Origin of the sequence: Pseudosporangium ferrugineum (assembly GCF_003002065.1) — a bacterium.
GTDB classification, from domain to species: Bacteria; Actinomycetota; Actinomycetes; order Mycobacteriales; family Micromonosporaceae; genus Actinoplanes; species Actinoplanes ferrugineus_A.
On sequence record NZ_PVZG01000003.1, the window covers coordinates 463,359 to 485,207 of the forward strand.

A 21,849-nucleotide genomic window follows, 5' to 3' on the forward strand; every position below is an offset into this window, starting at 1 on the left:
GGGGTGGCTGTGGACAAGTCACGACGCCGGGCACGGTTTCGGGGTGCCGCCGGTCGTGAAGGTCTGGATCGCGGTGAGCGCGTCGTCGACCGTGGCCACCTCCGCCATCGGCAGGCCGGGGACGGCGTTGCGCAGCGCCTCGGCACAGTTGCCGGCGGGCACCAGGAAGACCTGTGCGCCCGCCTCCTTCGCGCCGACGAGCTTCTGCGGGATGCCGCCGATCGGTCCCACGTTGCCCGCGTCGTCGATCGTGCCCGTACCCGCGATGATCTTGCCGCCCGTGAGATCCTCGGGCTTGAGCTTGTCGATGATCCCCAGCGTGAACATGAGCCCGGCGCTGGGACCGCCGATCTCGTCGAGGTCGATGGTCACCGTGAACGGGTGCGGCTGCCGCTGATCGATGCCGACCCCGATCCGAGGCTTGTCGCTGTTCTCGAGGTTCTTCTGCGAGACGATCCTCGCGGTCCCCGGCTTGCCGGCCCGGGTGTATCCGATGGTCAGGCTCGTGCCCGCCGGCTTGGACTGGATCAGCTCGGTGAGCTCGGCGGGACCGGTCACCGCCGCGCCGTCGACCGAGGTGATCACGTCGTCCTTCCGCAGGACCGCGGACGACGGGCCGTTCGGCGTAACGGACGTCACGAAAGTCTCCACCGGGTATCCCAGCTTGCGCAGCGCGACCGTCTCGGCGCTGGTCTGCGACGACTTGAACTCCTCGGCGTTCTGCTGCTCGACCTGCTGCTCGCTGCGGTCCGGCGGGTAGATCAGGTCCCGCGGGACGACGGCCTGCTCGTCGCTGAACCAGCCCCGGATCGCCCAGACCAGCTCCACGCTGGGCTGGACCCCTACGGTGGTGAGCCGGAGCTGACCCTTACTGGTCGAGGTCTCGGCCTTCGTCACCTGAATGACCTCTTTGCCGTTGTCCGAACCGAGCGTGTTGACCGTCGGTCCGGGCTTGAGCACGACGTAGGGCAGGGGAAAGGCCATGACTCCGACTGCCAGCAGTGCGGTGATCAGGGCGCCGAGGATGACCGTGACACCGCGACGTCTCATGCGCGTGACCGTACCAACCGACCCTGAGTTCTCTCTGAGCTGACACCGGCATTGGTCACGAAGGCCCTCGACGCGCGTACCGTTGGGGACGTGCCTGATATCCCGTTCGGCTTCAGCCTGCCGGGCGCCCAGCCGCCCGATCCCTCCGACCCGCAGCAGATGCAGCAGTTCATGAATCAGCTGCAGCAGATGTTCGCCGCGCCGGGAAGCGGCCCGGTCAACTGGGATCTGGCCCGCCAGGTGGCGGCCAGCCAGCTGAGCGCGACCGGTGACCCGTCGGTGAACATGTACGAGCACAACGCCGTCTCCGAGGCCCTGCGCCTCGCCGACCTGTGGCTCGACCCGGCGTCCGCGCTGCCCTCCGGCGTCCGCGACGCGACCGCCTGGAACCGCAACGAGTGGGTGTACAACACCCTCGACGTGTGGAAGAAGCTCTGCGACCCGATCGCGGGCCGCATGGTGGGCGCCATGGGCGACCTCGTCCCCGAGGAGGCCCGCGCCCAACTCGGCCCGATGCAGTCGATGGTCGCGACCCTCGGCGGCGCCCTCTTCGGCGGCCAGCTCGGCCAGGCGCTGGGCCAGCTCGCCGCGGAGGTGCTCTCCGCCGGCGACATCGGCCTCCCGCTCGGCCCGGCCGGCACGGCGGCGCTCGTCCCGGCCAACATCAAGACGTACGGTGACGGCCTCGAGATCCCCGAGGACCAGGTCAGGCTCTACGTGGCCCTCCGCGAGGCGGCCCACCAGCGCCTGTTCCAGCACGTCCCGTGGCTGCGCGCACACGTGCTCAGCGCCGTCGAGACCTACGCCAACGGCATCACCGTCAACCGCGAGGCGATCGAAGAGGCGATGAGCCGCGTCGACCCCTCCGACCCCGAGTCGATGCAGGCCATGGCGCTCGAGGGCATCTTCACGCCCGAGGACACCCCGCAGCAGAAGGCCGGCCTGGCCCGCCTTGAGACGGCCCTCGCCCTGATCGAAGGCTGGGTCGGCCACGTCGTCGACTCCGCGGCCGGCGACCGCCTACCCTCCGTCGCCGCCCTCGGCGAGGCCTTCCGCCGCCGCCGCGCGGCCGGCGGCCCGGCGGAGCAGACCTTCGCGGCCCTCGTCGGCCTCGAACTCCGCCCCCGCCGCCTCCGCGAAGCAGGCGCCCTCTGGGCCGCCGTCACCGAAGCCCGCGGCGTCCAGGGCCGCGACGCCCTCTGGGACCACCCGGACCTCCTCCCCACCGACGAGGACTTCGCCGACCCGGAGAAATTCGCCCGCAGCAAACTCGACTGGGACATCTCGGAGCTCGACGGCCTCACCGACGAGGGCGGAGAAAGCGGAGAGTCAAAGGCCTAGATCAAAAACTGATGTCGTAGCTCGGTGGGTGGTGCGGACCGTCACTCCCGTCGAGGCCGGGCGGGGGCCCAGCATCCGCTGGCCCTCGCCCTTCATTCTGCGTAAGTGGCAGCCCGTCACCCCAGTCCCGGCTCCCCCGCCACTCCCGCACCCCACCCCGCACCGGCCGCACACCTCGCAAGCCCAGCCCAGGGCACTCCTCCGCGTCAGCCGCCGAGCAGTGCCCTGGTGTTTTCCCAGCCCTCGAGCGCGGGATCGAGCGTCGCCAGCTCTGCCGCCCCCCGCAGCCGCCGCCACTCGGGCGTCGACTCGACCAGGCTCGGCTGAGGCGCACCCCTGCGCACCGTCATCGGAGTCGCCGAGTCCAGATCGACATCGGCCAGCCACCCGGGCACCGGCAGATTCACGGCAACCCCCAGCAGCCCACCCCCCTGCCCCGACGGCGCCACAGCGATCGGCTTGCTGCTCAACGGCCGCAGCAGCTTCCCGAGAATCATGCCCGGCACATCAGCAGCGTCCGCGGCCAGCACGGCAGCCTGCTCGAACCCATCCTTCTCCGCGGCCGCCAGCACGGGCAACACGGTCGCCGAAGCCACCTCGTAGATAGGCATACCCGGCCACGAGATCTCCCGCGCCAGCGCCACATCACCCGAGGTAGCCGCGATCGCCGGCTCAGCCTGAGCCAACCGAGCCAGCAGATCGACGACGTCCTCGGCCAACGCGGCCCGCCAGGCCCCCAGCCCCACCCCGGGAGGACTCCACGCAACCGGCGTCAGCAACGCCACCACGACCCGTCTAGTCACCCCGAGAGGCTAGCCCCGCCGACCCACTCGCCCAACAGGCAACGCGCGCCGAGCCGTCACGCCCAGCAGCCGTCACACCCGGCAACCGTCACACCCGGCAACCGTCACACGCCCAGCAGCCGTCGCGCCCGGCCATCAGCGCACCCGCCGCGAACACGCCTCGCCGCCGGCACGCCCGCCCTCGACCACGCCCGCCGCGCGCACGTCCGCCCTCGACCACGCCCGCCGCGCGCACGTCCGCCCCTGAGCGCCCGGCTGTCTGGCTGTCCGCCCCTCAGCGCGGCCCTCAAAGTCGGGCATGCCCGCGCTCGACCGCCGGCACCTCAGCGGGGAGCGGCCTGCCGGGAGCGCGGTCAGTCGTCGGCGAGGACCAGGCCGGTCGCGGCGGAGATGCCCTCCAGGTAGCCGCGGGCCCGTTCCGCCTTCGGGTAGCGGCTCACCAACTCCCAGAACGCCGCGTTGTGGCTCGGCACGACGAGGTGCGTCAGCTCGTGGAGCAGCACGTAGTCGATGACCCAGTCCGGCATCTCCTGGATGCGGTGCGAGATGCGGATGGTGCCGTCGTCCGGCGTACAGGAGCCCCATCTGCCGTTCTGGTTGGTGACCCACCGCACGCTAGCCGGGACCACCTGGGCCGCGTGGTCGGCCAGGTAGCGGGCGATCAGCTTGTTCGCGCGCCCGAGCAGCTCATGGTCGGTGGGGCGGATCCGCTCCTCGCGGGCGGCCAGCCGAGCGAGCATCCGCGCGACCCACTCGGTCTCCTCGGCACGCGAGAACCGGTCGGGGATGAGGACGACGACCCGCTCGCCCTCGCGATACGCGGACACCGTGCGGCGGCGGCGCTGGCTGCGCCGCACTTCGACGACGGGCTTGCGCGTCCTGGCCATTACCGGCTCGCGCGGCCCACAGTAGGGTTCACATTGCGACGTTAATCCGTCAGGGCCAGGTGGCCGCAAGGGTACGTCAAACGACACGCACCCAAAATGTGAGCTTCGCCCCACAGAATCCGAAAAATATTTTCCGGGGTGATCCATGCAGCCTGCAGTACCCGACGGTATCCAAGCCTGTGGATGACCGCAGCGGCGGCGTCCAAACCTCCCGTACGGTGCCATCCTCGAGCCCCCGCGCCCTCCGACCGGCCGAGCCTTTAGCGCCGTTCGGACAACAACGTCCTGTTTCAGGCGTTGTGAACTAAATCGTCGGCGTGTCCGCCCGTATCTGCCCAAAAAGGGTCAACCCGACCGGCAGACTCACGACGTCGACGACACCGTCGATGCTGCGCTGACATGGAAATGGCCGGACCTGGGTAGTGACCGCCTCGAGCGGGTGGCCACATCCACGTGGTCGCGGAGCGGTCCAGCGCCGAACACAGATCGCGGCCTGTCGCCGCGAGCAGGGCCCCGGAGTGGTCCAGGTCAGCGACCTGACCGCGATCCGGGGCATCGGGCCGACCCGGCCGACAACATGACGAGGAGGAACCGTGGCCGACAACACGTACAACGGCTACTGCGTGAAGTGCAAGGAGAAGCGCGACTTCCAGGGCACTGTCGAGGTCTCGAAGACCGGCATGAACATGGCCAAGGGCAAGTGCCCGGTCTGCGGCACGACCGTGAACCGCATCCTGGGCAAGGCGAAGGCCTGACCGGAAGCATCACCGGAAGGCGGGGGCAGCCTCACGGCGGCCCCCGCCTTCCTGCGCCACCCCGTTCACCGCACCGTCCCGCTCACCGGCGCCGCCCTGCCGCGCCGCCCTGCATGCCGCGCCGCACCGCCTGCCCGCGCCGCACCGCCCGCCCGCGCCGCCCGCGCCGCCCTGCATGCCGCGCCGCACCGCCTACCCGGGGCCCCCGCCCGCGCCGCCCTGCCCGCGCCGCACCGCCTGCCCGCGCCATCCCCTCTTCGACGCCGCCACGCCCCGCTCGGCCTGCGCCATTTCACTCCCGCGGGTCATAACCTGTGCGCGCTCCGACACGTTGAGTAGTTATCCACCTCCGACGTGGCCTGTGGATAACTTCGGCATACCTGTGGATAGCCGAGCACGGGCGATTCCGCGCCTGTGGACAACGAACCCGCTCCGCAGGGATCACGTGACAACCTGTCACGCATGAGTTGCCCACCCCTGCACCGCCCGACCCTGCTGCCGGGCCTCTTCCGCACCTGGCGTGACGTCCGCACCCTCCAGCTCGGCCTTCGCCCCGGAACGGCCGTGGTGATCGATCTCCCCCGCCCCTCGACCGCCGACGTCCTCGACCTCCTGGACGGCTCCCGCTCCGAGCGGGAGATCCTCCGCCGAGCCGCCACCGCGGGAGTCCCCCCACCCGACACGAGGGCCCTGCTCGACTCCCTGCACCAGGCCGGCCTCGTCCTGCCGGCCCAGTCCCTCTACCCCTCCCCCTCCGACGCCGACCGCCTGTCCGGCGAAGCCCTCACCCTCGCCCTCGATTCCGCACAAACCCACACCATCCCGCTCCTGGACACCCCACCCAGCCACCCCGCCCCCTCGCCCACCCGAGACCCCCGCACGCCGCCTCCCACCTCCGTCTCCCCCGTCAGCCACCACGCCTCCTCGCCTGCCATTGCTCCCTCATCGGCCATCGACCGCGCCGCCACCGATCCTCGCGCTGCGCCCGGGCCCCCTTCCGCATCCCGGACGGGGCCTGACCTACCCGCCACCGTCCTGCGGCGCCGGCGGGCGGCACGGATCATGATCTCGGGGCGCGGGAGGCTGGCTGCCGGCATCGCCGTGGCGCTCGCCGAGTCGGGCATCGGGCACGTGCACGCCGATCTGCCCGGCGCGGTCACCCGGCGGCACCTGCTCGCGTCGCGGCTGCTGGAGACGGATCGCGGCCGGCCGCTCGCGCTCGCTGTCGAGGAGGCCGTGGTCCGAGCCGTGCCGGGCACCGAGACGCGGACGATCAGGCGGGGTTCGGCGTCCCTGGTGGTTCAGCTGAGCCACGACCAGCCTGTTGCCCTGCTCTCCGCCGGGCAGGTTCAGCGGCGGCAGCCCCATCTCGCCGTCGCCATCCGGGAGGCCGTCGCGATCGTCGGTCCGCTCGTGCCGGCGTCCGGCGGTCCCTGCCTCAACTGCCTGGACCTGCATCGTCGCGATCGCGATCCGGCGGCCGGGCGACCGGAGCCGCCCGTGCGCGGCGATGAGGCCTGCGCGGTCACGACGGTGCTCGCGGCTACGGCGTACGCGGTGGCGCAGGTGCTCGCCTTCGTGGACGGGAGGGTGCCCGAGACCGTGGCCGCCGAGGTGGAGATCAGCGCTTCGGGCCGGGCGAGGAGACGGAGTTGGACTGCTCATCACGGGTGCTTCTGCGGACGGAGGAGGGCATGTGGCTGTGCTGGGAAGAGCGCCTGTTCCTGCGTACGGAAGGATGGTCTCGGGTTGGCCACCGGCTCGGAGGGCACGGTCGGCCGGGCTGCGCGGGCTGCCCGATCCGTCCAGGGCGGTCGAATGCCGCCGCAGCGGGCACAATGATCTGGTGACCGACATCCCGCGTCGTGCGGCGTCCCGGACAGCCAAGCTCGCCGCCCTTCCCCTCGGCTTCGCCGGGCGGACCGTGCTGGGGCTCGGCAAGCGGGTCACCGGCATCGCCACCGACGTCATCTCCGCCGACATTCAGCAGCGCACCGCCGAGCAGCTCTTCAGCGTGCTCGGGCAGCTCAAGGGCGGTGCGATGAAGTTCGGGCAGGCGCTGTCCGTCTTCGAGGCGGCGATGCCCGAGGAGATGGCCGGGCCGTACCGGCAGGCTTTGACCAAGCTGCAGGAGGCGGCGCCGCCGATGCCCGTCGCGAGCGTGCACAAGGCGCTGGCCGAGCAGCTCGGGGCGGACTGGCGGGACAGGTTCGCCGACTTCGACGACAGCCCGGCCGCGGCGGCGAGCATCGGGCAGGTGCACCGGGCGGTCTGGAAGCTACCGCCGAGCCGCAAGGGTGCCAGGCCGAAGACGCTGGACGTCGCCGTCAAGGTACAGTATCCGGGCGCCGGCGAGGCGTTGCTGGCCGATCTCAAGCAGCTGAGCCGGCTGGCTGGCATGTTCAAGATCATCCAGCCGGGCATGGACATGAAGCCGCTGCTCACGGAGTTGCGCGAGCGCATCACCGAGGAGCTCGACTACACGATGGAGGCGGAGACCCAGAAGGCCTTCGCCGTCGCGTACGCGGGAGACGCCGAGATTTTCGTGCCCCGCGTGGTCGGGTCGGCGCCGCGGGTGCTGGTCACCGAGTGGGTCGAGGGTACGCCCCTGTCCAAGGTCATCAGCGACGGCAGCGAGGCGGAACGCGACGAGGCTGGCCGGCTCATGGCGACGCTGCACTTCTCCGCGCCGGCACGCGCCGGGCTGTTGCACGCCGACCCGCATCCGGGCAACTTCCGCATCCTGCCCGACGGCCGGCTGGGCGTGATCGACTTCGGCGCAGTGGCCCGCCTCCCGGACGGCCACCCGGAGCCGATCGGCCGCCTCGTGCGCCTCGCACTCGACGGGGACGCCCAGGCGGTGGCGGACGGCCTGCGCGACGAGGGCTTCATCAAGCCGGACGACGAACTGGACGCCCAGGCGGTCCTCGACTTCCTGCGCCCGATGATCGAGCCGGTGGCCGTGGACGAGTTCCGCTTCACCCGCAGCTGGATCCGCTCGGAGGCGACGCGCCTGTCGAGCCCACGCTCCCCGGCCTTCCAACTCAGCCGCAAACTCAATCTGCCGCCGTCCTACCTGCTGATCCACCGGGTGACCCTCGGCTCGATCGGCGTGCTCTGCCAGCTCGAGGCGAAGGCGCCGTATCGCTCGATCCTGCAGAAATGGCTACCCGGCTTCGCCCCGGTCTCCTGAGGTAGGCGCGGCGGGGGCGCAAGTCCGGCCCGAGCGAGAAAGCCCGGCCGGACAGCAAACCCGGCGTGACAGCAAACCCGCGGGCGCAAAGCCGGACGGACACAACGCCCGACCGACACAACGCCCGACCGACGCAACGCCCGGCGAGGCGAGGAAGCCCGGCGAAACAAGAGAGCGCCCGTGCCCCGGCGCACCACCGTCGATGTGAACGCGAGCCCGGCGGGGGACGGAGAGGCCGGGCTGGAGTGGGCCGTGGCGGGGTCCGGACGGCGGTGGCAGGAAAGCGCCCGCGGGCACACCGGGATGGCGGGCACAAAGGCCGGCGAAGCGAGAGAGCCCGAGCAGCGCGAGAGCCCGGCGCAGCGCAAACACCCGGCGCAGCGCCCGAGCCCGGCGCAGCGCGCCAGCCCGACGCAGCGCGCCAGCCCGGAGCAGCGCGAACACCCGGCATGATGCGGGATGTGAAGGGGCCCCGCCCGCAGTGGACTGCGGACGGGGCCGGGCTGTTCGGGGTGGGTCAGAGGCGTCCACCCAGTTCACGGGCGGCCCGGTAGCGGGCCTCCACGGCGATCTGGCGTGCGGGACGGTGCGCCTCAGGGTGGTGGTCGGCCTGAGGCCGACGCATTCGTGCTCGGGAGAGCGCCTCTTGGATGAGTTTTACCTTGGGGGTTCCGTTCGAGGTCATGGCTTCGTCTTCCGTCTTCCGGTATGGGGTGGTCAGGGTCATCTCATGCGGCCAGTCGGACGGAGCTGCGGGTCTCGAGGCCGTTCGCCGCGAGCCGCTCCTCCACCTCGACCGCCAGTTCGGCGTCGCGGGCGACGTCGACCTTGCGGGGGCGGCCACGGGGCCGCTTGCGCGGAACGACGGCGCCGCGCTCGAAGATTTCGCCGCCCCAGACTCCCCAGGGCTCGCTCCGGTCGACCGCGCCGGCCAGGCACTCGACGCGCAGCGGGCAGTCCCCGCAGAGCGACTTCGCCAGTTCCAGCTGGGCCGGGGAGTCCGAGAACCACAGGTCCGGGTCGAACTTCCGACAGGGCAGGTTTGCCTCGATCTCGACGCTCACGTCGAGTGGGGCCAGCGCCAGACTCATAAAGCCCGGTCACCTCTCTCTTTCTCTCGATCTTCTGGATCGTTGGTGCTGATCACGCACCGGCCGGTAAGCCGGCAAAAAAAAGTAGGCCGCGGATCCCGGTTACGGGTTCCGCGGCCTCGAGGTGAGCCGGAGGTCTGGTTTCTCAGACCGGCCTTCCTCGAGGCGGGACACCGTCGGCACCATCCGTCAGACGACGCTTCATGCCGTTGCTGCCCACGAACCCAGTGGTCCCGTAGCTTCCATCGACGGACACCAGAACCCGGACCAGCTCGGCCTGGATCTGGACCTGGTGCGCCTGCGAAGCCGGGGCCCGCTCGGCGGCCAAGATCGCCACGGGGGCGGATTCCACCGGGAGGGCGGACTTCGCCACGGGAGCGATCGGGGACCACGGAACGGACGGAGCGCAGGAAGCAGCAAGCAGCGTCGACGGTCGCTCGTTCGTGTAGTTGAGCCTCATCGGTGCCACCTCCTCCATCACTTGCACTCGTCGTTGAACCCCGTTGAGCACGCCGCTCGCCAAGGTGTGAACTGAGGCTATGCCGTCCCTGCGAGGGAGGGCAAACGAATTAACGGACTAGTTTTCAAAGTTTTCTGAGGCGGCCTCGGCCGGGCTCGCGCCCCCGACCAGAGCGAACACCGCGGCGCCGTACTGGGCGAGTTTGCGGGGGCCGATTCCGGCGATGGCCAGCAGCTCCGGCGGGGTGCTCGGCCGGCGTTCCGCGATGGCCACGATCGTGGCGTCGGTGAACACCACGTACGCAGGGACTTTCTGCTCCGCCGCGGCGTGCGCCCGCCAGGTCTGCAGCCGCTCGAACAGTTCCTCGTCGAGGTCGGACGGGCAGGTGGGGCAGCGGCCGAGCTTGCGGTCCGCGCCGGCCAGGAGGGTGGCGCCGCAGACCCGGCAGGAAATGACCTGGGTACGCCGATTGACGGGTTTCCGACTTCCCGCCCCGGCCTTCTCGAACGTGCGGTGCTGGGTCTCGCCGAGCTGGGGCAGGAAGCGGCACGGGCGCCGGGTGCGTCCACCGGGCGAGCGGGACTGGCCGTACGAGAGCCAGAGCCACTGCCGCGCCCGGGTCACACCGACGTACAGCAGGCGGCGCTCCTCCTCGAGCTGCTCGGGTGTCTTCGCGTACGTGGTGGGCAGCGTCCCGTCCGCCAGCCCCACCAGGAACACCGCGTCCCATTCGAGCCCCTTGGCGGCGTGCAGCGAGGCCAGCGCGACGCCCTCGACCGTCGGGGCGTGCTGCTGCTCGGCGCGCCGGGCCAGCTCGTCGTTGAAGGCGGACAGGGACACGTCGCGCTGCACCGCCCCGGCCTGGCCGATGGGCAGCACGGCGGGGCTGCGCTCGTACTCCTCGGCGAGGGCGACGATCGCCGCGAGCGCCTCCCACTGCTCGCGCTGCGCCCCGCCGGGCGGGGGCTGGTCCCGGGCCCAGCCGGTCGCCGAGAGGCCGTCCACGACGGCCTGGACCAGCGGCGTCTCGCCCGGGGTGGAACGCACGGCCGCCCGCAGCGCGATCATCGCCTGGCGCACCTCGGTGCGTTCGAAGAACCGTTCGGCGCCACGGACGACGTACGGCACCTCGGCCTCGGCGAGCGATTTCTCGTAGGTCTCGGACTGGGCGTTGGTGCGGAACAGCACCGCGATCTCGCTCGCCGGGGTGCCGGAGGCGATCAGCTCGCGGCAGCGCCGGGCCACCGCGACGGCCTCCGCCGGCTCGTCCGGGAAGATCTTGAGGTCGGGCTCGGCGCCGGGCGGGCGCTGGCCGACGAGTTCGAGCCGCAGCTTGGCCTCGGTGCCGCGGGCCTGCTGGATCACCGCGTTGGCGAGGCCGACGACCTGCGGGGTGGAGCGGTAGTCGCGGACGAGGCGCACCACCACGGCCTCGCGGCGCTGCCGGGGGAAGTCGACGAGGTAGGACGAGGTCGCCCCGGTGAAGGAGTAGATGGTCTGGCTGGCGTCGCCGACCACGGTGAGGTCGTCGCGACCGCCCAGCCAGGCGTCGAGCAGGCGCTGCTGCAACGGGTTGACGTCCTGATACTCGTCCACGACGAAGTGCCTGTACTGGGAGCGGACCTGCTCGGCGACGTCCTGGTGCTCCTCGATGCCCCAGACGGCGGCGCGCAGCATGTCCTCGAAGTCGATCACGCCCTGGCGGCGCTTGAGCGACTCGTACGCGGCGAAGATCTCGGCGACCTTGGCGGCCTCGTACGGCGGCTCGCGCAGCGCCTTGGTCGCGGCGACGACGTACTCCCCGGGCTCGACGAGCGACGACTTGGCCCACTCGATCTCGCCGGCGAGGTCGCGGGCGGCCGTACGGTCGGCGCGCACCCCGGCCCGCGCGGCGGCGAGCCCCACCAGCCTCGCCTTGCTCTCCACCAGCTCGGGCATGCCCCGCCCCTCGAGCAACCGGGGCGCGAAATAGCGGACCTGGCGCAGCGCGGCGGCGTGGAAGGTGCGGGCCTGGACCCGGCCGGCGCCGAGCTCGGTGAGGCGGGCGCGCATCTCGGCGGCGGCGCGCGCGGTGAAGGTGACGGCGAGGACGTGCCGCGGACTGATTTCGCCCGACAGTGTTCGATATGCGATGCGGTGGGTAATCGCACGGGTCTTACCCGTGCCGGCTCCGGCCAGGATGCAGACGGGCCCCGCGGGGGCGGTCACCGCCCTGCGCTGGTCGGGGTCGAGCCCGGTGAGAACACGTTCCGCTGTCACAACCGGGAATCATGGCACCCCGGTCCGACGTTTCCCCGGATGGCGTAGTGCCATGTGACCTCCGCGAAGGGACCTTGACCGATGTTGACGATGTACTCGACGCCCTGGTGTGGCTACTGCCACCGGCTCAAGTCGCAGCTCGACCGGGAGGGCATCGCGTACGACGTCATCGACATCGAGCAGGACCCGAAGGCGGCCGAGTACGTGATGAGCGTCAACGGCGGCAACCAGACGGTCCCGACGATGCGCTTCGACGACGGCTCGGCGATGACGAACCCGTCCATCGTCCAGGTCAAGGAGCACCTGGCCGCGCTGTCCGCCTGACGGCGAAAAGCTGGGCCACCGGCGGGGTGGCCCAGCTTTTTCGTGCCTCGCACCGTCCCGTGGCGGCGGGATCGGCGCGAGCGGTGCAGCAGCGAGCCGGGCGGGGAGAGCCAGCACCGGCCCACTGCGCGTCAAGAAGAAGCCGCGTCGAAAGCCGCGGCCGAGGCCGCGTCGAAAGCCGCGGCGCAAGACCCGTCAGGGGATCAGCGCGGGGATGCTCGAGTCGAGCAGGCCCTGGCGCTTCAGCTCCCCGTACAGCGGGGTGCTCTCGGGGTAGTGACCCCACGCGTGGTCGCCGCTGCCGTCGCCGGCGCCGCCGAGGAGCTGCTGCTGGACCGGATTGAAGGTCTTCCACTCCGGCGTGTTCGGCAGGTCGGCGACCTCGTCGCGGCCGGCCACCCAGCGGTAGGTGTAGCCGAAGAACGCGCCGACGCGGGTGATCGGCGAGTAGTTGTCCGACCGGGCGTGCCACAGGCGCCGGTCGAAGACCACGAGGTCACCGGGGTTCGCGGTGATCTGCAGCGCGCCCTCCGGCTGCGGCCACGGCACGCCGCGCGACGGCGGGCCCGGCAGCCAGTTGGTCAGGTGGCTGCCCGGCAGGACGGTGAAGTTGCCCCGACCGGTTTCGGACACGTCGGAGAGCCAGTACGCCAACTTGACCGACATCATCGGCCGCGGGTCGGTCTCCAGCTCCCGGTTCTGCCGGCCGCCGTCCTGGTGCCAGTGCCACCAGTCCTTCTGCTTCTCGTGGATCTGCGGGTGCACGTCGACGTGCGAGTGGTAGACGTGCACGTTCCAGCCCAGCATCGACCAGATGTACTTGAACGCCTTGGGGTGGTCGAGGAGGAAGGCCAGCTCGGGGTTGTTCGTCACCGCGGACAGCTGGTGCAGCGCGCCGGTCGGCCCGAGGCCGCCCTCGCGCGAGGCTTTCTCCTTGGACCGCAGGATCGCGGTGCGCGCTATCGCGACCTCGTTCTCGGTCAGCACACCTGGGATCACCAAGAAGCCGTCGCGCTGGAACGTCGCGCGCTCGTCGGCCGTCATCGGGGTCCAGGTCTGCTCGGCAACCAGGCTCATCTGAAGGAACCACCTCTCGTGTCTGCTCTCCAGACGCAGCAGCCTCCTCCCAAAGTTGCAAAGTTGGTGTGAAGAGTTCTCTGATTCGAAGAATGTGGATCCGTTACCGGGTGGAATCCCCCAACCAACGTTCAATTAGATAAAAGGCAATAGAACTACGCATAGGCAGATTCATCCGTACGCCGGAAGCCGGCTCGACGTAATCCCCGGCGATCATCGTGGCGATGTCCCCACGGGTGAACCAGCGCGCCTCGTCGATCTCCTCGGGGTCCACGACCAGCGCCTGCCCGGGATCGGCCGCCGCGGTGTATCCGAGCATGAGCGAGCCCGGATAGGGCCAGGACTGGCTGCCCTCGTACGCCAGCGACCGGATCTTGACGCCGACCTCCTCGCGCACCTCGCGGACCACGGCGGCCTCGGCGGACTCGCCGGGCTCGACGTAGCCGGCGAGGCACGAGAACCGCCGCACCCCGCCGACCTCGGGCCACGCGGCGTTGTGGCCCAGCAGGCAGCGGCCCGCGGGACCGGCCACCCCGTCGTGGACCAGCACGATCATCGCCGGGTCGGTACGCGGCCACATCTGCCGGCCGTCCGCGTCGACCCGGGACCAGCCGGCCTCCACGACCGTCGTCGGCTGTCCCGAGCGCGGCGAATACCGGTGGGTGGCGTGCCAGTTGCCGAGCGCCGCCGCGGTCGTGAAGATGCCGGCGTCGCGCGGATCGAGCCGGTCGCCGATGTCCCGCAGGGTGCGCGGCTCGGCGCCGGCCGTCTCGGGCAGCGGGGCGTCGACCGCGAAGATCGGTGCCCCGGCCGGGTCCACGCCCAGGAACAGCCGCTCGCCGCCGGGGGCCTCGTCGGCGCCGACCAGCACGAGCCGCGGCGTGCCGGTCGCCGTGCCGGACACCAGCGCCCGGCCGCCGTTGGCGATGTCGACGACCACGACCAGGCCGGTCTTCCACGCCTCGGCCAGCCAGGCCTCGTCCTTGCGGCGGTGCGCGGCCCGGTCCAGGCTGGTCCGCGCCAGCGGCGGCCCGTCGAGACCGGACCGCCCGTCGAGACCGGGCTGCTCCGCCACGTCCGGCTGCTCGCCCGGCGCGGCGTGCGGGGTGACGTTCACTCCGCGCCGCGCTCCACCGCGGTGAGGGCGGCCAGCTGGGCCTCCACCTTCTCCGCGTCGCCGAGCACCACCGACACCGCGCGCGACGGGGCGAGGTAGCGCGCCGCCACGTCGGCCACCTGCTCGCGGGTCACCGAGCTCAGCGCCGCCGAATACTCGGTCAGGTAGTCGAGCCGCAGCCCGAAGCTCGCGTAGATGCTCGCCAGCCCGGCCAGCCCCGCCTGGGTGGACATGCCGAGGCGCAGGGTGCCCAGGGCGTACCGGCGGGCCTGCTCCAGCTCGTCCTCGCCCGGCGGGAGGCTGGCGATGCGGCCCAGCTCGTACAGGGTCTCGAGCATCGCCGGGCCGGTCACCTCGGTGGCCACCTCCGCCGACACGACCAGGGCGGAGCCGGCGACGAAGTGCTCGATCGCGGTGTGCGGGCCGTACGTGTAGCCCTTGTCCTCCCGGATGTTCTCGACCCAGCGCGAGGAGAAGTAGCCACCGAACACCATGTTCGCCAGTTGCAGCGGGGCATGGTCGGGGTCGGTACGCGGCACCGCCGGCAGCGCCATCCGCAGCGAGGACTGCACCGCGCCCGGCCGGTCGACCAGCACTAGCGGCCCGGGCTCGAGCGCCGGCGTGGGCGGCACCTTGCCGTCGCGGCCGGGGCCGATCCAGCCGCCGAGCGCCTTCTCCGCCGCGTCGATGGCCTTCTCGACGTTGAGGTCGCCGACCAGCACGAGCACCGAGCCGTCGGGCCGGACCCGGTCGGCGTGCAGGGCCCGCAGCTGCGCCGGGCGTACGCCCTTGACCTGCTCCGGCTCGGGGGTCTGCACCGCGTACGGGTGCCGGCCGTACATCCGCTTGAGCAGCGCCGTACGGGCCAGGTGCGCGGGCTGGCTCTGGGCGACCTGGATGTGGTCGACGAGCCGGTCCCGCTCGGTGGCCACCTCGTCGGCCGGGTACGCCGCGTCGGTGAGCACGCCGGCCAGGATCTCCAGCATCCGGTCCAGCCCGGCGGCGAGCGAGTTGCCGGTGATGAGCAGCCGGTCCGGGTCGAGGCCCGCGGAGAGCCCGCCGCCGACCGCCTGCAGCTCGGCGGCGATGTCGATGCTGGACATCGTGGCGGTGCCGGTGAACAGCGACTGGGACAGCACGGTGGCGCGGGCCAGCGGCGCCCGCCCGAACGGCACCCGCAGCCGCAGCTCGACCAGGGGCACGGCGGGTCGCCTGATGGCGATGACCGTCAGGCCGCTGCTGAGCGTACGCTCGGCCTGCTTCGGCAGTTTGATCTTCGAATCCGGCACGAGGTCCGGCAGGGTCCTGATGGTCACTGGTTGACTCCCGGGACGACCTCGACGGTGGCGCGGCCCTCGGGCCGCAGGGCGGCGGCGGCCGCGACGATCTGCGCCTCGGTCACCTCGCCGACCAGCTTGGGCAGTTCGTTGAGCAGCTCCGGCCGGCCGCGTTGCAGCTCCAGCACGGCCATCGGCAATGCGCGCCCGAGCACGGCGTCGGTGTCACGCAGCAGGTGCGTGGCCATCCGGGCCTGGGTGCGGGCGAGCTCGCCGGGCGCCAAACCGCCGGTGGCGAGCCGGTCGAGCTCCTCGTCGACGACCCGCAGCACCTTGCCGGTGTCCCCGCCGGGTGGCAGGTGCGCCTGCAACAGCAGGGCGGTCGGGTTCCGCACCTGGTATTCGTCGCCCATGAAGCCGATGTAGCCGCCGACGCTGGTGACGATGCGGTCGCGCTGCACGAGCCGCTCGACCAGCCGGGAGGCGTCGCCGTCGGTGAGGACCTCGGCGAGCACCACGTACGGCAGGTAGCCGGCGAAGTCCCCGATCGGGTCGGGCACCCGCCACGCCGCCGCGACGGCCGGCAGCGGGGCCAGCCGGTCGACGTAGCTCTCCCGGCGCTCGGCGGTCAGCCCCGCCTCGGCGAAGTCCGGCAGCTCGGGACGCGGCCGGGCCGGCACGTCACCGAAGTGGTGCTCGATGAGCTTGACGGTGGCGGCGACGTCGAAGTCACCGGCGACGGCCAGCGTCGCGTTGCCCGAGGCGTAGTACTTCCGGAAGAACTCGGCGGCGTCGTCGACCGTCGCGCTCTCCAGGTCGGTGAAGGAGCCGTACCCGTCGTGGGCGTTCGGGAACGTCTCGAACATCACCGGCGGCAGCTTCAGCCAGGGGAAGCCGCCGTACGGACGGTTGAGGACGTTGACCCGGATCTCCTCCTTGACCACGTCGACCTGGTTGCGCAGGTTCTCCTCGGTCAGCCGCGGGCCGCGCATCCGGTCCGCCTCGAGGAACAGCGCGCGCTCGAGGGCGCCGGCCGGCAGCACCTCGAAGTAGTCGGTGTAGTCCAGGTGGGTGGAGCCGTTGAAGCTGCCGCCGGCGCCCTGCACGTGCCGGAAGTGGGCGAGCTTCTCGAGGTTGTCCGAACCCTGGAACATCAGGTGCTCGAAGAGGTGCGCGAACCCGGTCCGGCCCTCGGGCTCGGACCGGATGCCGACGTCGTAGACCACGGCCACGCCGACGACGGGCGCGCTGCGGTCCGGCGTGAGGACCACCCGCAATCCGTTGTCGAGGGTGAACCGTTCGACCGGGTACTTCGTCGCGGGGATCTTCATTCTGCGGGCCACCCCCAGAATCTATCCCGCCGTTCCGCCATCGACCGGCACGCCCGGTCACCGCCTGGGACCGCAGTGCTAGTTTCGCGGGGCGAAGTCCACGACGTCATTAAATGCATCGATATCGACGGGGGAATCCATGCCGGTGGAGCTGCGACTGGAGTGCGCGTCGACGGAGGACGCCGAGTCGCTGCACCGCTGGCTGCGCGGCGAGCAGGCGGTGCGGGTCGACGGGCGCCTCGCCCGGGGCCGCGACGGCGACCCGGAGACCATGGGCACCCTGCTCGACGTGCTCACCCTGGTGATCGGCAGCGGGCTCTCCGCCGGTCAGCTGGCGCTGGCGGTGGCGTCCTGGCGGGATTCGCGGCGGCCCTCGCCACGGGTGACGATCGTGCACACCGGCCCCGACGGGTCGGTCATCCGGATCGAGGCGGAGGACCACCGCGCCCTGACCGCGGCCCTCCAGCGGCTCGAAGACCGCGAGCAGCGGTAACCATGACCGAGGTGGCGGATCCGGCCGGCTCGCAGGTCGTGCTGATCGGCGTGGCGGCGTACCGGAGGCTCTTCGAGCTGCCCGCCGCCGAGCGCAACGTGACCGACCTGCGCGACCTGCTGCGCAGCGAGGACCTGTGGGGTATCCCGGCGGAGAACTGTCACGTGCTGCTCGATCCGGAGGACCCGGCCGCGGTCAGCCGCACGATCCGCAAGGCCGCCGCCGCGACCCGCCGGGACGGCCTGCTGCTGGTCTACTTCGCCGGGCACGGGCTGGTCGACGCCGACGACGACAACCTCATCCTCGGGCTGCCCGGCTGCGACCCCGAGGTGCCCTACGAGCGCGGCGTACCGTACGAATGGATCCGCCGCGCCGTCGCGGACACCCGGGCCCGGCGCCGGGTGATCATCCTGGACTGCTGCTATTCCGGGCGCGCCGGCGCGGAGCTGGGCGGCGACACCACCGGCACGGACGCGGTCGCCGACAAGGCCGAGACCGAGGGCACCTGCCTACTGGTCTCCGCGCCCGCGAACCGGCCGGCCGTGGCCCCGCGCGGCGAGCTCCACACCGCCTTCACCGGCGAACTGATCCGGCTGCTGCGGGACGGGCTGCGTCCACCGCCGCCGGAGGCGACGCCGGCCACGCTGACCGTCCACACCGTCTGGCGTACGGTACGCCGGGCCATGCTGCGCCGCGGGTACGAGCGCCCGGAGCTGCGCGCCCGCGACTCCGGCGGCGAGATGCCGCTGGTGCACAACGTGGCCGCGCCCCGGCACAACCTGGCCGGCAGCGTGCTCTACGCCGCGCCCTGGTTCGTCGACGAGGACCTCGGCCAGCGGGCGCTGCTGGTGCTGCGGCACAACCAGACCGGCGCGCTCGGCGTGTGCATCACCCAGCCCGAGGGCGAGCTGCCGGCCGGCTTCCCCGCGTCGTGGCGGCGGCTGCTGCGCAACCCGGTGATGCTGTTCCACGGCGGGCCGGTCGCCCAGGACGGCTACATCGTGGTGACCCTGCTGCGCGCCGGCGCCGCGACGCCACTGCGGTTCACGCCGGTCCGCGACCGGCTCGGCACGCTGCACCTCTCCGGCAACCCGGAGGACGTCTCCGACAGCGTCGACGTGATGCGCGTCTTCGTGGGCTACCTGGGCTGGCGCGCCGGCGAGCTGGAGGAATACCTGGACCGCGGTGCGCTGATCGCCAGCCGGCACACCTCCCGCCAGGTGTTCACCGAACGTCCCGGCGAGCTGTGGCAGTCCCTGCAGGCGGGCCGATGACGGCGCCGGAGCCGGCGGGCGAGGACCTGAGCCCCGGCGAGCAGCTGCTGCTCGACCGGCTCACCGTGGCGCTGCACGACGCCGACCACATCACCCTGCTGGTCGGCTCGGGCGTCACCGCCGGCGTGATCCCGCGGGTGCCGGGCGTGCTCGAGATCGCCGACAGCTACGCCGCCGGGCGCAACGACGACGGGGCGCTGGAGCGGGCGCTCGCCCAGGCGCGGGCCGAGCTCGTCGGCGCCGCGCCGGTCGAGGTGTACCGGGCGTACCGGCGGGTGTTCACCGACTGGGTGTCCGGCGAGGCGTTCGACGTCATCGCGCAGCAGGCGGTGCTGAAGGCGTACGCGGCCCCGGACCCGATGGAGTCGCCGCTGGCCACCCACGGCCTGGGCCAGCGCCTGGAACGCGGGGTGGCGGAGGGCGTGGAGAACGACCGCTTCTCGTGGAACCTGCCGCGCGGCGTGCAGGCCCTCGGCCACCTGCTCGCGCGCATCCCCGAGGCGTTCGACCACCGGGTGCTCACCACGAACTTCGACCCGCTGCTGGAGATCGCGATCCGCGACGCCGGCGGCCGGGCGGTCAGCCTGCCGCTGGACGCGCGGGGCCGCTTCGGGCACGCCGGCGGCTCCGACGGCGCCGTACGCGTCTTCCACGTGCACGGCTTCTGGCGCCCCACCCTGCACGTCCGCGGCCCGCAGCTCCTGCACGATCCGGCGCACATCGCGGACAACGCGCCGCTGGTCGCCACCACCGCCGACCTCATCCGCGGCGACACGGTGTGCGTGATCGGCAGCAGCGACTGGGCCGGGACCATCGCGTCGGCGGTCGCGCGTACCCGGCCGTTGCGGGTGCTGTGGGCGCTCAACGACGCCGACGCCGCCACCGCCCTGAGCACCGCGGAACGCCTGCGGGACCGCACCGGCACGGCGGTCGAGTGCTTCCCCGGCGTCGACTCCGAGCGGCTGTTCCCGGCCCTCGCCGAGCGGGCCCAGGTGCCGGTGCCGCCGCGCGCCACCGGACTGAAGAACCGGGTACGCCACCACAACTGGGAACGCCAGCTCGTCTCCCAGCCCGGCACCGAACCGCCGCGCGACGTGCCCGGCCTGCTGCTCCAGCTCGAACGCCGGTTCGGCTGGGTGACCCAGCTGCGCGGCACGGTGCAGCCGATCCGGCTGCTGTGGCCGGTACGCCTGCGCGCCCGCGCCTCGGTGATCCACATGGTCCAGGCGTTCGTGGCCGGCGCCCTCGCCCGCCTCGGCGTGGAGGTACGCGTCTGCGTCGACGACGTCGGCTCCCGCGACCACGAGGCACACTCCGGCTTCCTCGCCGACCTGGACCGCTGGATAGACCACACCGGGCACGGCGCGGCACGCACCTTCGTCAGCCTCACGGAGTTCCTCGACCGCGGCCACCGCCACCCCGCCGCCGGTACGCCCGAAGCCCTGCTCCGCCCCACGGACCCCTGGTCGGTGGCCCGCACCTTCTACGGGGAACGCAATCCGTCGCTCTACGCGCTGCTCGCCGCGGCGAAGGCCGTACCCAACCTGACCTCCTGGGACGAGCTCGAGAAGAACGCGTGGCCGATCGTGCAGTCGGTGCTGCGTACGGATGCCAAGAACCTGCTGACGCCGCTGACGCTCTGGCCGTACCTGAACAGCATGTTGCTCGAGAGCGCCACCAACGACGTCATGACGCTGGGCGGCCGCGACGAGGCGATCCTGTGGGCACAGTGGCGGCAGACGTTCGGCAACGGGCCGGGGCACCTCTACAACCCGTACATCAAGAATCTGAAGCACGACGCGCACATGCTGCGCTGGTCCTCGCAGGACGATCTGAGCCGGCACCTGCACCGCACCCGGGAGCTGCCGGGCTGGGACGTCGAGGGCAGCTACATCCCCTGGCTGTTCCACAACGCCCTGCTGCTGCCCGGTTACCTCAACCACGAGCCGGTGCTCGAGACGGACGACTTCCCGCTCGACTCGTGGGCGGCGTTCGTCGCGGCGATCGAGGACGGGAAGCCGGTCCTGGACGACCTCGCCGCCCGGGTGACCGCCCTTTTTCTTCGCTAGGCGCCACGGAGGTCGCCGCGGCGGCGTACGGGCGTTAGCGTCGTAGTCATGACCGCCACCGTGCTGGACCGCGCCGGACACCACACCGCGACCGCCGGCGACGACGCGGAGCTGTGCGTCGCCGTCCTCGGCAGCGAGCTGACCGCGTACCTCGCCGGCGCGGACTCCGTGGCCCAGTTCGAGTCCTGGTTCGCCGGCCCGGCACGGCCGGACTCCCCCGCCCGCCGCCGCCTGGCAGCCGCCGCGGAGCTCATCACCGTCTTCGAGACCGCCAACCGCACGTCCCTGGCCGCCGCCTGGCTGCGCGAGGTCGACCCGGCCGGCTACGTGCCGGCCCGCGTGCTGCGCCTGTCGGAGGGCAACGACGCCTGCGTCAAGGCCCTCCTCGAGACCGCCGCCGCCTGGTCCGCCACCGCCTGACCCCTCAGCACGGCAAGCCTCCACCGTTCGGCCCGCCCCTCGGCCGAACGGTTACTTTCGTGCGCTTTTGGCCTCCCCGGCGCGGGTGACCTGCCCTTCCCATCATGCGGTTCGGGGTTGACGCACGCCTCCTACCTCGTCCACTATTCCCATCCATCAGATAGAGAAAGCAGAGTTTGCGCTCCACCGGACCGAGAGGACATGCCCCGTGTACGTCTCGGCACGCACCGACTACGCCGTCCGGGCCATGCTCGCGATCGCCGCCGACCATCCCCACCTGGTCAAGGCCGCCAGCCTGGCCGCGGTCCAGGACATCCCGCTCAGCTTTCTCCAGGGCATCCTGCTCGACCTGCGGCGTGCCGGGCTGCTGCACAGTCACCGGGGCGTCGACGGCGGGTACGCCCTGGCCCGGCCGGCCGACGAGATCACCGTCGGCGACGTGGTCCGGGCCGTCGGCGGAGCGCTGACCACCGTTCGTGGCCTGCCCACCACGACCACGACGTACCACGGGGTCGCGACCGGCCTGAAGGACGTCTGGCTCGCGGTGGAGGAGGCCATCGAGGGAGTCGTGAACCACCGGACCCTCGCCCAACTCACCGTTTCCGCGATTCCCACGAATTAGGAGTGA

The 21,849-nt window shown here is 71.8% G+C and carries 20 protein-coding genes; 10 read left to right on the forward strand and 10 right to left on the reverse strand.

All coding sequences use genetic code 11. The features are described 5' to 3' along the window. Nucleotides 1-18: 18 nt before the first annotated feature. The gene (locus CLV70_RS09475) at nucleotides 19-1,050 is read right to left on the reverse strand and encodes a YlbL family protein (protein WP_106126001.1); all 1,032 of its coding nucleotides are present in this window, start codon (nucleotides 1,048-1,050) and stop codon (nucleotides 19-21) included. 90 nt (nucleotides 1,051-1,140) lie between these two features. On the opposite strand from CLV70_RS09475, the gene CLV70_RS09480 reads away from it, so the two are divergent. Further along, nucleotides 1,141-2,391, forward strand: coding sequence for a zinc-dependent metalloprotease (locus tag CLV70_RS09480; protein WP_106126098.1), 1,251 nt, complete (start codon nucleotides 1,141-1,143; stop codon nucleotides 2,389-2,391). Between the two features lie 206 nt (nucleotides 2,392-2,597). On the opposite strand, the gene CLV70_RS09485 is transcribed toward CLV70_RS09480, so the two are convergent. Both CLV70_RS09485 and CLV70_RS09490 read right to left on the reverse strand, forming a co-directional pair. Beyond that, nucleotides 2,598-3,194 carry a hypothetical protein gene (locus CLV70_RS09485; RefSeq protein WP_106126002.1) on the reverse strand — a complete coding sequence of 199 codons (597 nt, stop codon included), beginning with the start codon at nucleotides 3,192-3,194 and terminating at the stop codon, nucleotides 2,598-2,600. Nucleotides 3,195-3,547: 353 nt separating this feature from the next. Beyond that, nucleotides 3,548-4,081 (reverse strand): M48 metallopeptidase family protein, encoded by a 534-nt coding sequence (locus tag CLV70_RS09490; protein ID WP_106126003.1) that lies wholly within the window; start codon nucleotides 4,079-4,081, stop codon nucleotides 3,548-3,550. Nucleotides 4,082-4,674: 593 nt separating this feature from the next. On the opposite strand from CLV70_RS09490, the gene CLV70_RS40095 reads away from it, so the two are divergent. The 3 genes from CLV70_RS40095 to CLV70_RS09500 all read left to right on the forward strand — a co-directional run bounded on the left by CLV70_RS40095 (nucleotide 4,675) and on the right by CLV70_RS09500 (nucleotide 8,029). Further along, nucleotides 4,675-4,836, forward strand: coding sequence for a DUF5679 domain-containing protein (locus CLV70_RS40095; RefSeq protein ID WP_015625326.1), 162 nt, complete (start codon nucleotides 4,675-4,677; stop codon nucleotides 4,834-4,836). 462 nt (nucleotides 4,837-5,298) lie between these two features. Further along, nucleotides 5,299-6,678, forward strand: a complete 1,380-nt coding sequence (locus CLV70_RS09495; protein ID WP_106126004.1) for a PqqD family protein — start codon at nucleotides 5,299-5,301, stop codon at nucleotides 6,676-6,678. A 4-nt stretch (nucleotides 6,679-6,682) separates the two neighbouring features. Then, entirely contained in the window at nucleotides 6,683-8,029 is a 1,347-nt protein-coding gene (locus CLV70_RS09500) for an ABC1 kinase family protein (protein ID WP_106126005.1), read from the forward strand. Between the two features lie 728 nt (nucleotides 8,030-8,757). Here CLV70_RS09500 and CLV70_RS09515 read toward each other — a convergent pair. The 3 genes from CLV70_RS09515 to CLV70_RS09525 form a co-directional block, all read right to left on the reverse strand. Continuing rightward, nucleotides 8,758-9,120: a WhiB family transcriptional regulator gene (locus CLV70_RS09515; RefSeq protein ID WP_106126008.1), complete on the reverse strand. Its 363-nt coding sequence runs from the start codon at nucleotides 9,118-9,120 to the stop codon at nucleotides 8,758-8,760. A 145-nt stretch (nucleotides 9,121-9,265) separates the two neighbouring features. After that, entirely contained in the window at nucleotides 9,266-9,580 is a 315-nt protein-coding gene (locus CLV70_RS09520; RefSeq protein WP_245908127.1) for a hypothetical protein, read from the reverse strand. A gap of 117 nt (nucleotides 9,581-9,697) precedes the next feature. Then, entirely contained in the window at nucleotides 9,698-11,839 is a 2,142-nt protein-coding gene (locus CLV70_RS09525; RefSeq protein WP_106126009.1) for an ATP-dependent DNA helicase UvrD2, read from the reverse strand. 81 nt (nucleotides 11,840-11,920) lie between these two features. On the opposite strand from CLV70_RS09525, the gene CLV70_RS09530 reads away from it, so the two are divergent. After that, nucleotides 11,921-12,163, forward strand: coding sequence for a mycoredoxin (locus CLV70_RS09530; protein WP_106126010.1), 243 nt, complete (start codon nucleotides 11,921-11,923; stop codon nucleotides 12,161-12,163). Nucleotides 12,164-12,358: 195 nt separating this feature from the next. On the opposite strand, the gene CLV70_RS09535 is transcribed toward CLV70_RS09530, so the two are convergent. The 4 genes from CLV70_RS09535 to CLV70_RS09550 form a co-directional block, all read right to left on the reverse strand. Continuing rightward, nucleotides 12,359-13,240 carry a phytanoyl-CoA dioxygenase family protein gene (locus tag CLV70_RS09535; protein ID WP_106126011.1) on the reverse strand — a complete coding sequence of 294 codons (882 nt, stop codon included), beginning with the start codon at nucleotides 13,238-13,240 and terminating at the stop codon, nucleotides 12,359-12,361. Between the two features lie 103 nt (nucleotides 13,241-13,343). Further along, nucleotides 13,344-14,315 carry an NAD(+) diphosphatase gene (nudC, locus tag CLV70_RS09540; RefSeq protein WP_106126100.1) on the reverse strand — a complete coding sequence of 324 codons (972 nt, stop codon included), beginning with the start codon at nucleotides 14,313-14,315 and terminating at the stop codon, nucleotides 13,344-13,346. Nucleotides 14,316-14,353: 38 nt separating this feature from the next. Then, nucleotides 14,354-15,673: a M16 family metallopeptidase gene (locus CLV70_RS09545; protein WP_106126012.1), complete on the reverse strand. Its 1,320-nt coding sequence runs from the start codon at nucleotides 15,671-15,673 to the stop codon at nucleotides 14,354-14,356. Continuing rightward, nucleotides 15,670-16,965 (reverse strand): M16 family metallopeptidase, encoded by a 1,296-nt coding sequence (locus tag CLV70_RS09550; RefSeq protein ID WP_106126013.1) that lies wholly within the window; start codon nucleotides 16,963-16,965, stop codon nucleotides 15,670-15,672. Before CLV70_RS09550 ends, CLV70_RS09545 begins: the two co-directional genes overlap by 4 nt. Nucleotides 16,966-17,110: 145 nt before the next feature. Here CLV70_RS09550 and CLV70_RS09555 point away from each other — a divergent pair, with 145 nt between their 5' ends. The 5 genes from CLV70_RS09555 to CLV70_RS09575 all read left to right on the forward strand — a co-directional run bounded on the left by CLV70_RS09555 (nucleotide 17,111) and on the right by CLV70_RS09575 (nucleotide 21,843). Continuing rightward, nucleotides 17,111-17,458, forward strand: a complete 348-nt coding sequence (locus CLV70_RS09555; protein ID WP_146164003.1) for an effector-associated constant component EACC1 — start codon at nucleotides 17,111-17,113, stop codon at nucleotides 17,456-17,458. A gap of 2 nt (nucleotides 17,459-17,460) precedes the next feature. Beyond that, the gene (locus tag CLV70_RS09560; RefSeq protein ID WP_106126015.1) at nucleotides 17,461-18,732 is read left to right on the forward strand and encodes a YqgE/AlgH family protein; all 1,272 of its coding nucleotides are present in this window, start codon (nucleotides 17,461-17,463) and stop codon (nucleotides 18,730-18,732) included. Beyond that, nucleotides 18,729-20,801, forward strand: a complete 2,073-nt coding sequence (locus CLV70_RS09565) for an SIR2 family protein (protein ID WP_106126016.1) — start codon at nucleotides 18,729-18,731, stop codon at nucleotides 20,799-20,801. Before CLV70_RS09560 ends, CLV70_RS09565 begins: the two co-directional genes overlap by 4 nt. Before the next feature lie 48 nt (nucleotides 20,802-20,849). After that, nucleotides 20,850-21,221, forward strand: a complete 372-nt coding sequence (locus CLV70_RS09570; protein WP_106126017.1) for a hypothetical protein — start codon at nucleotides 20,850-20,852, stop codon at nucleotides 21,219-21,221. A gap of 208 nt (nucleotides 21,222-21,429) precedes the next feature. After that, nucleotides 21,430-21,843, forward strand: coding sequence for an RrF2 family transcriptional regulator (locus tag CLV70_RS09575; RefSeq protein WP_106126018.1), 414 nt, complete (start codon nucleotides 21,430-21,432; stop codon nucleotides 21,841-21,843). The last annotated feature ends 6 nt before the right edge of the window (nucleotides 21,844-21,849 follow it).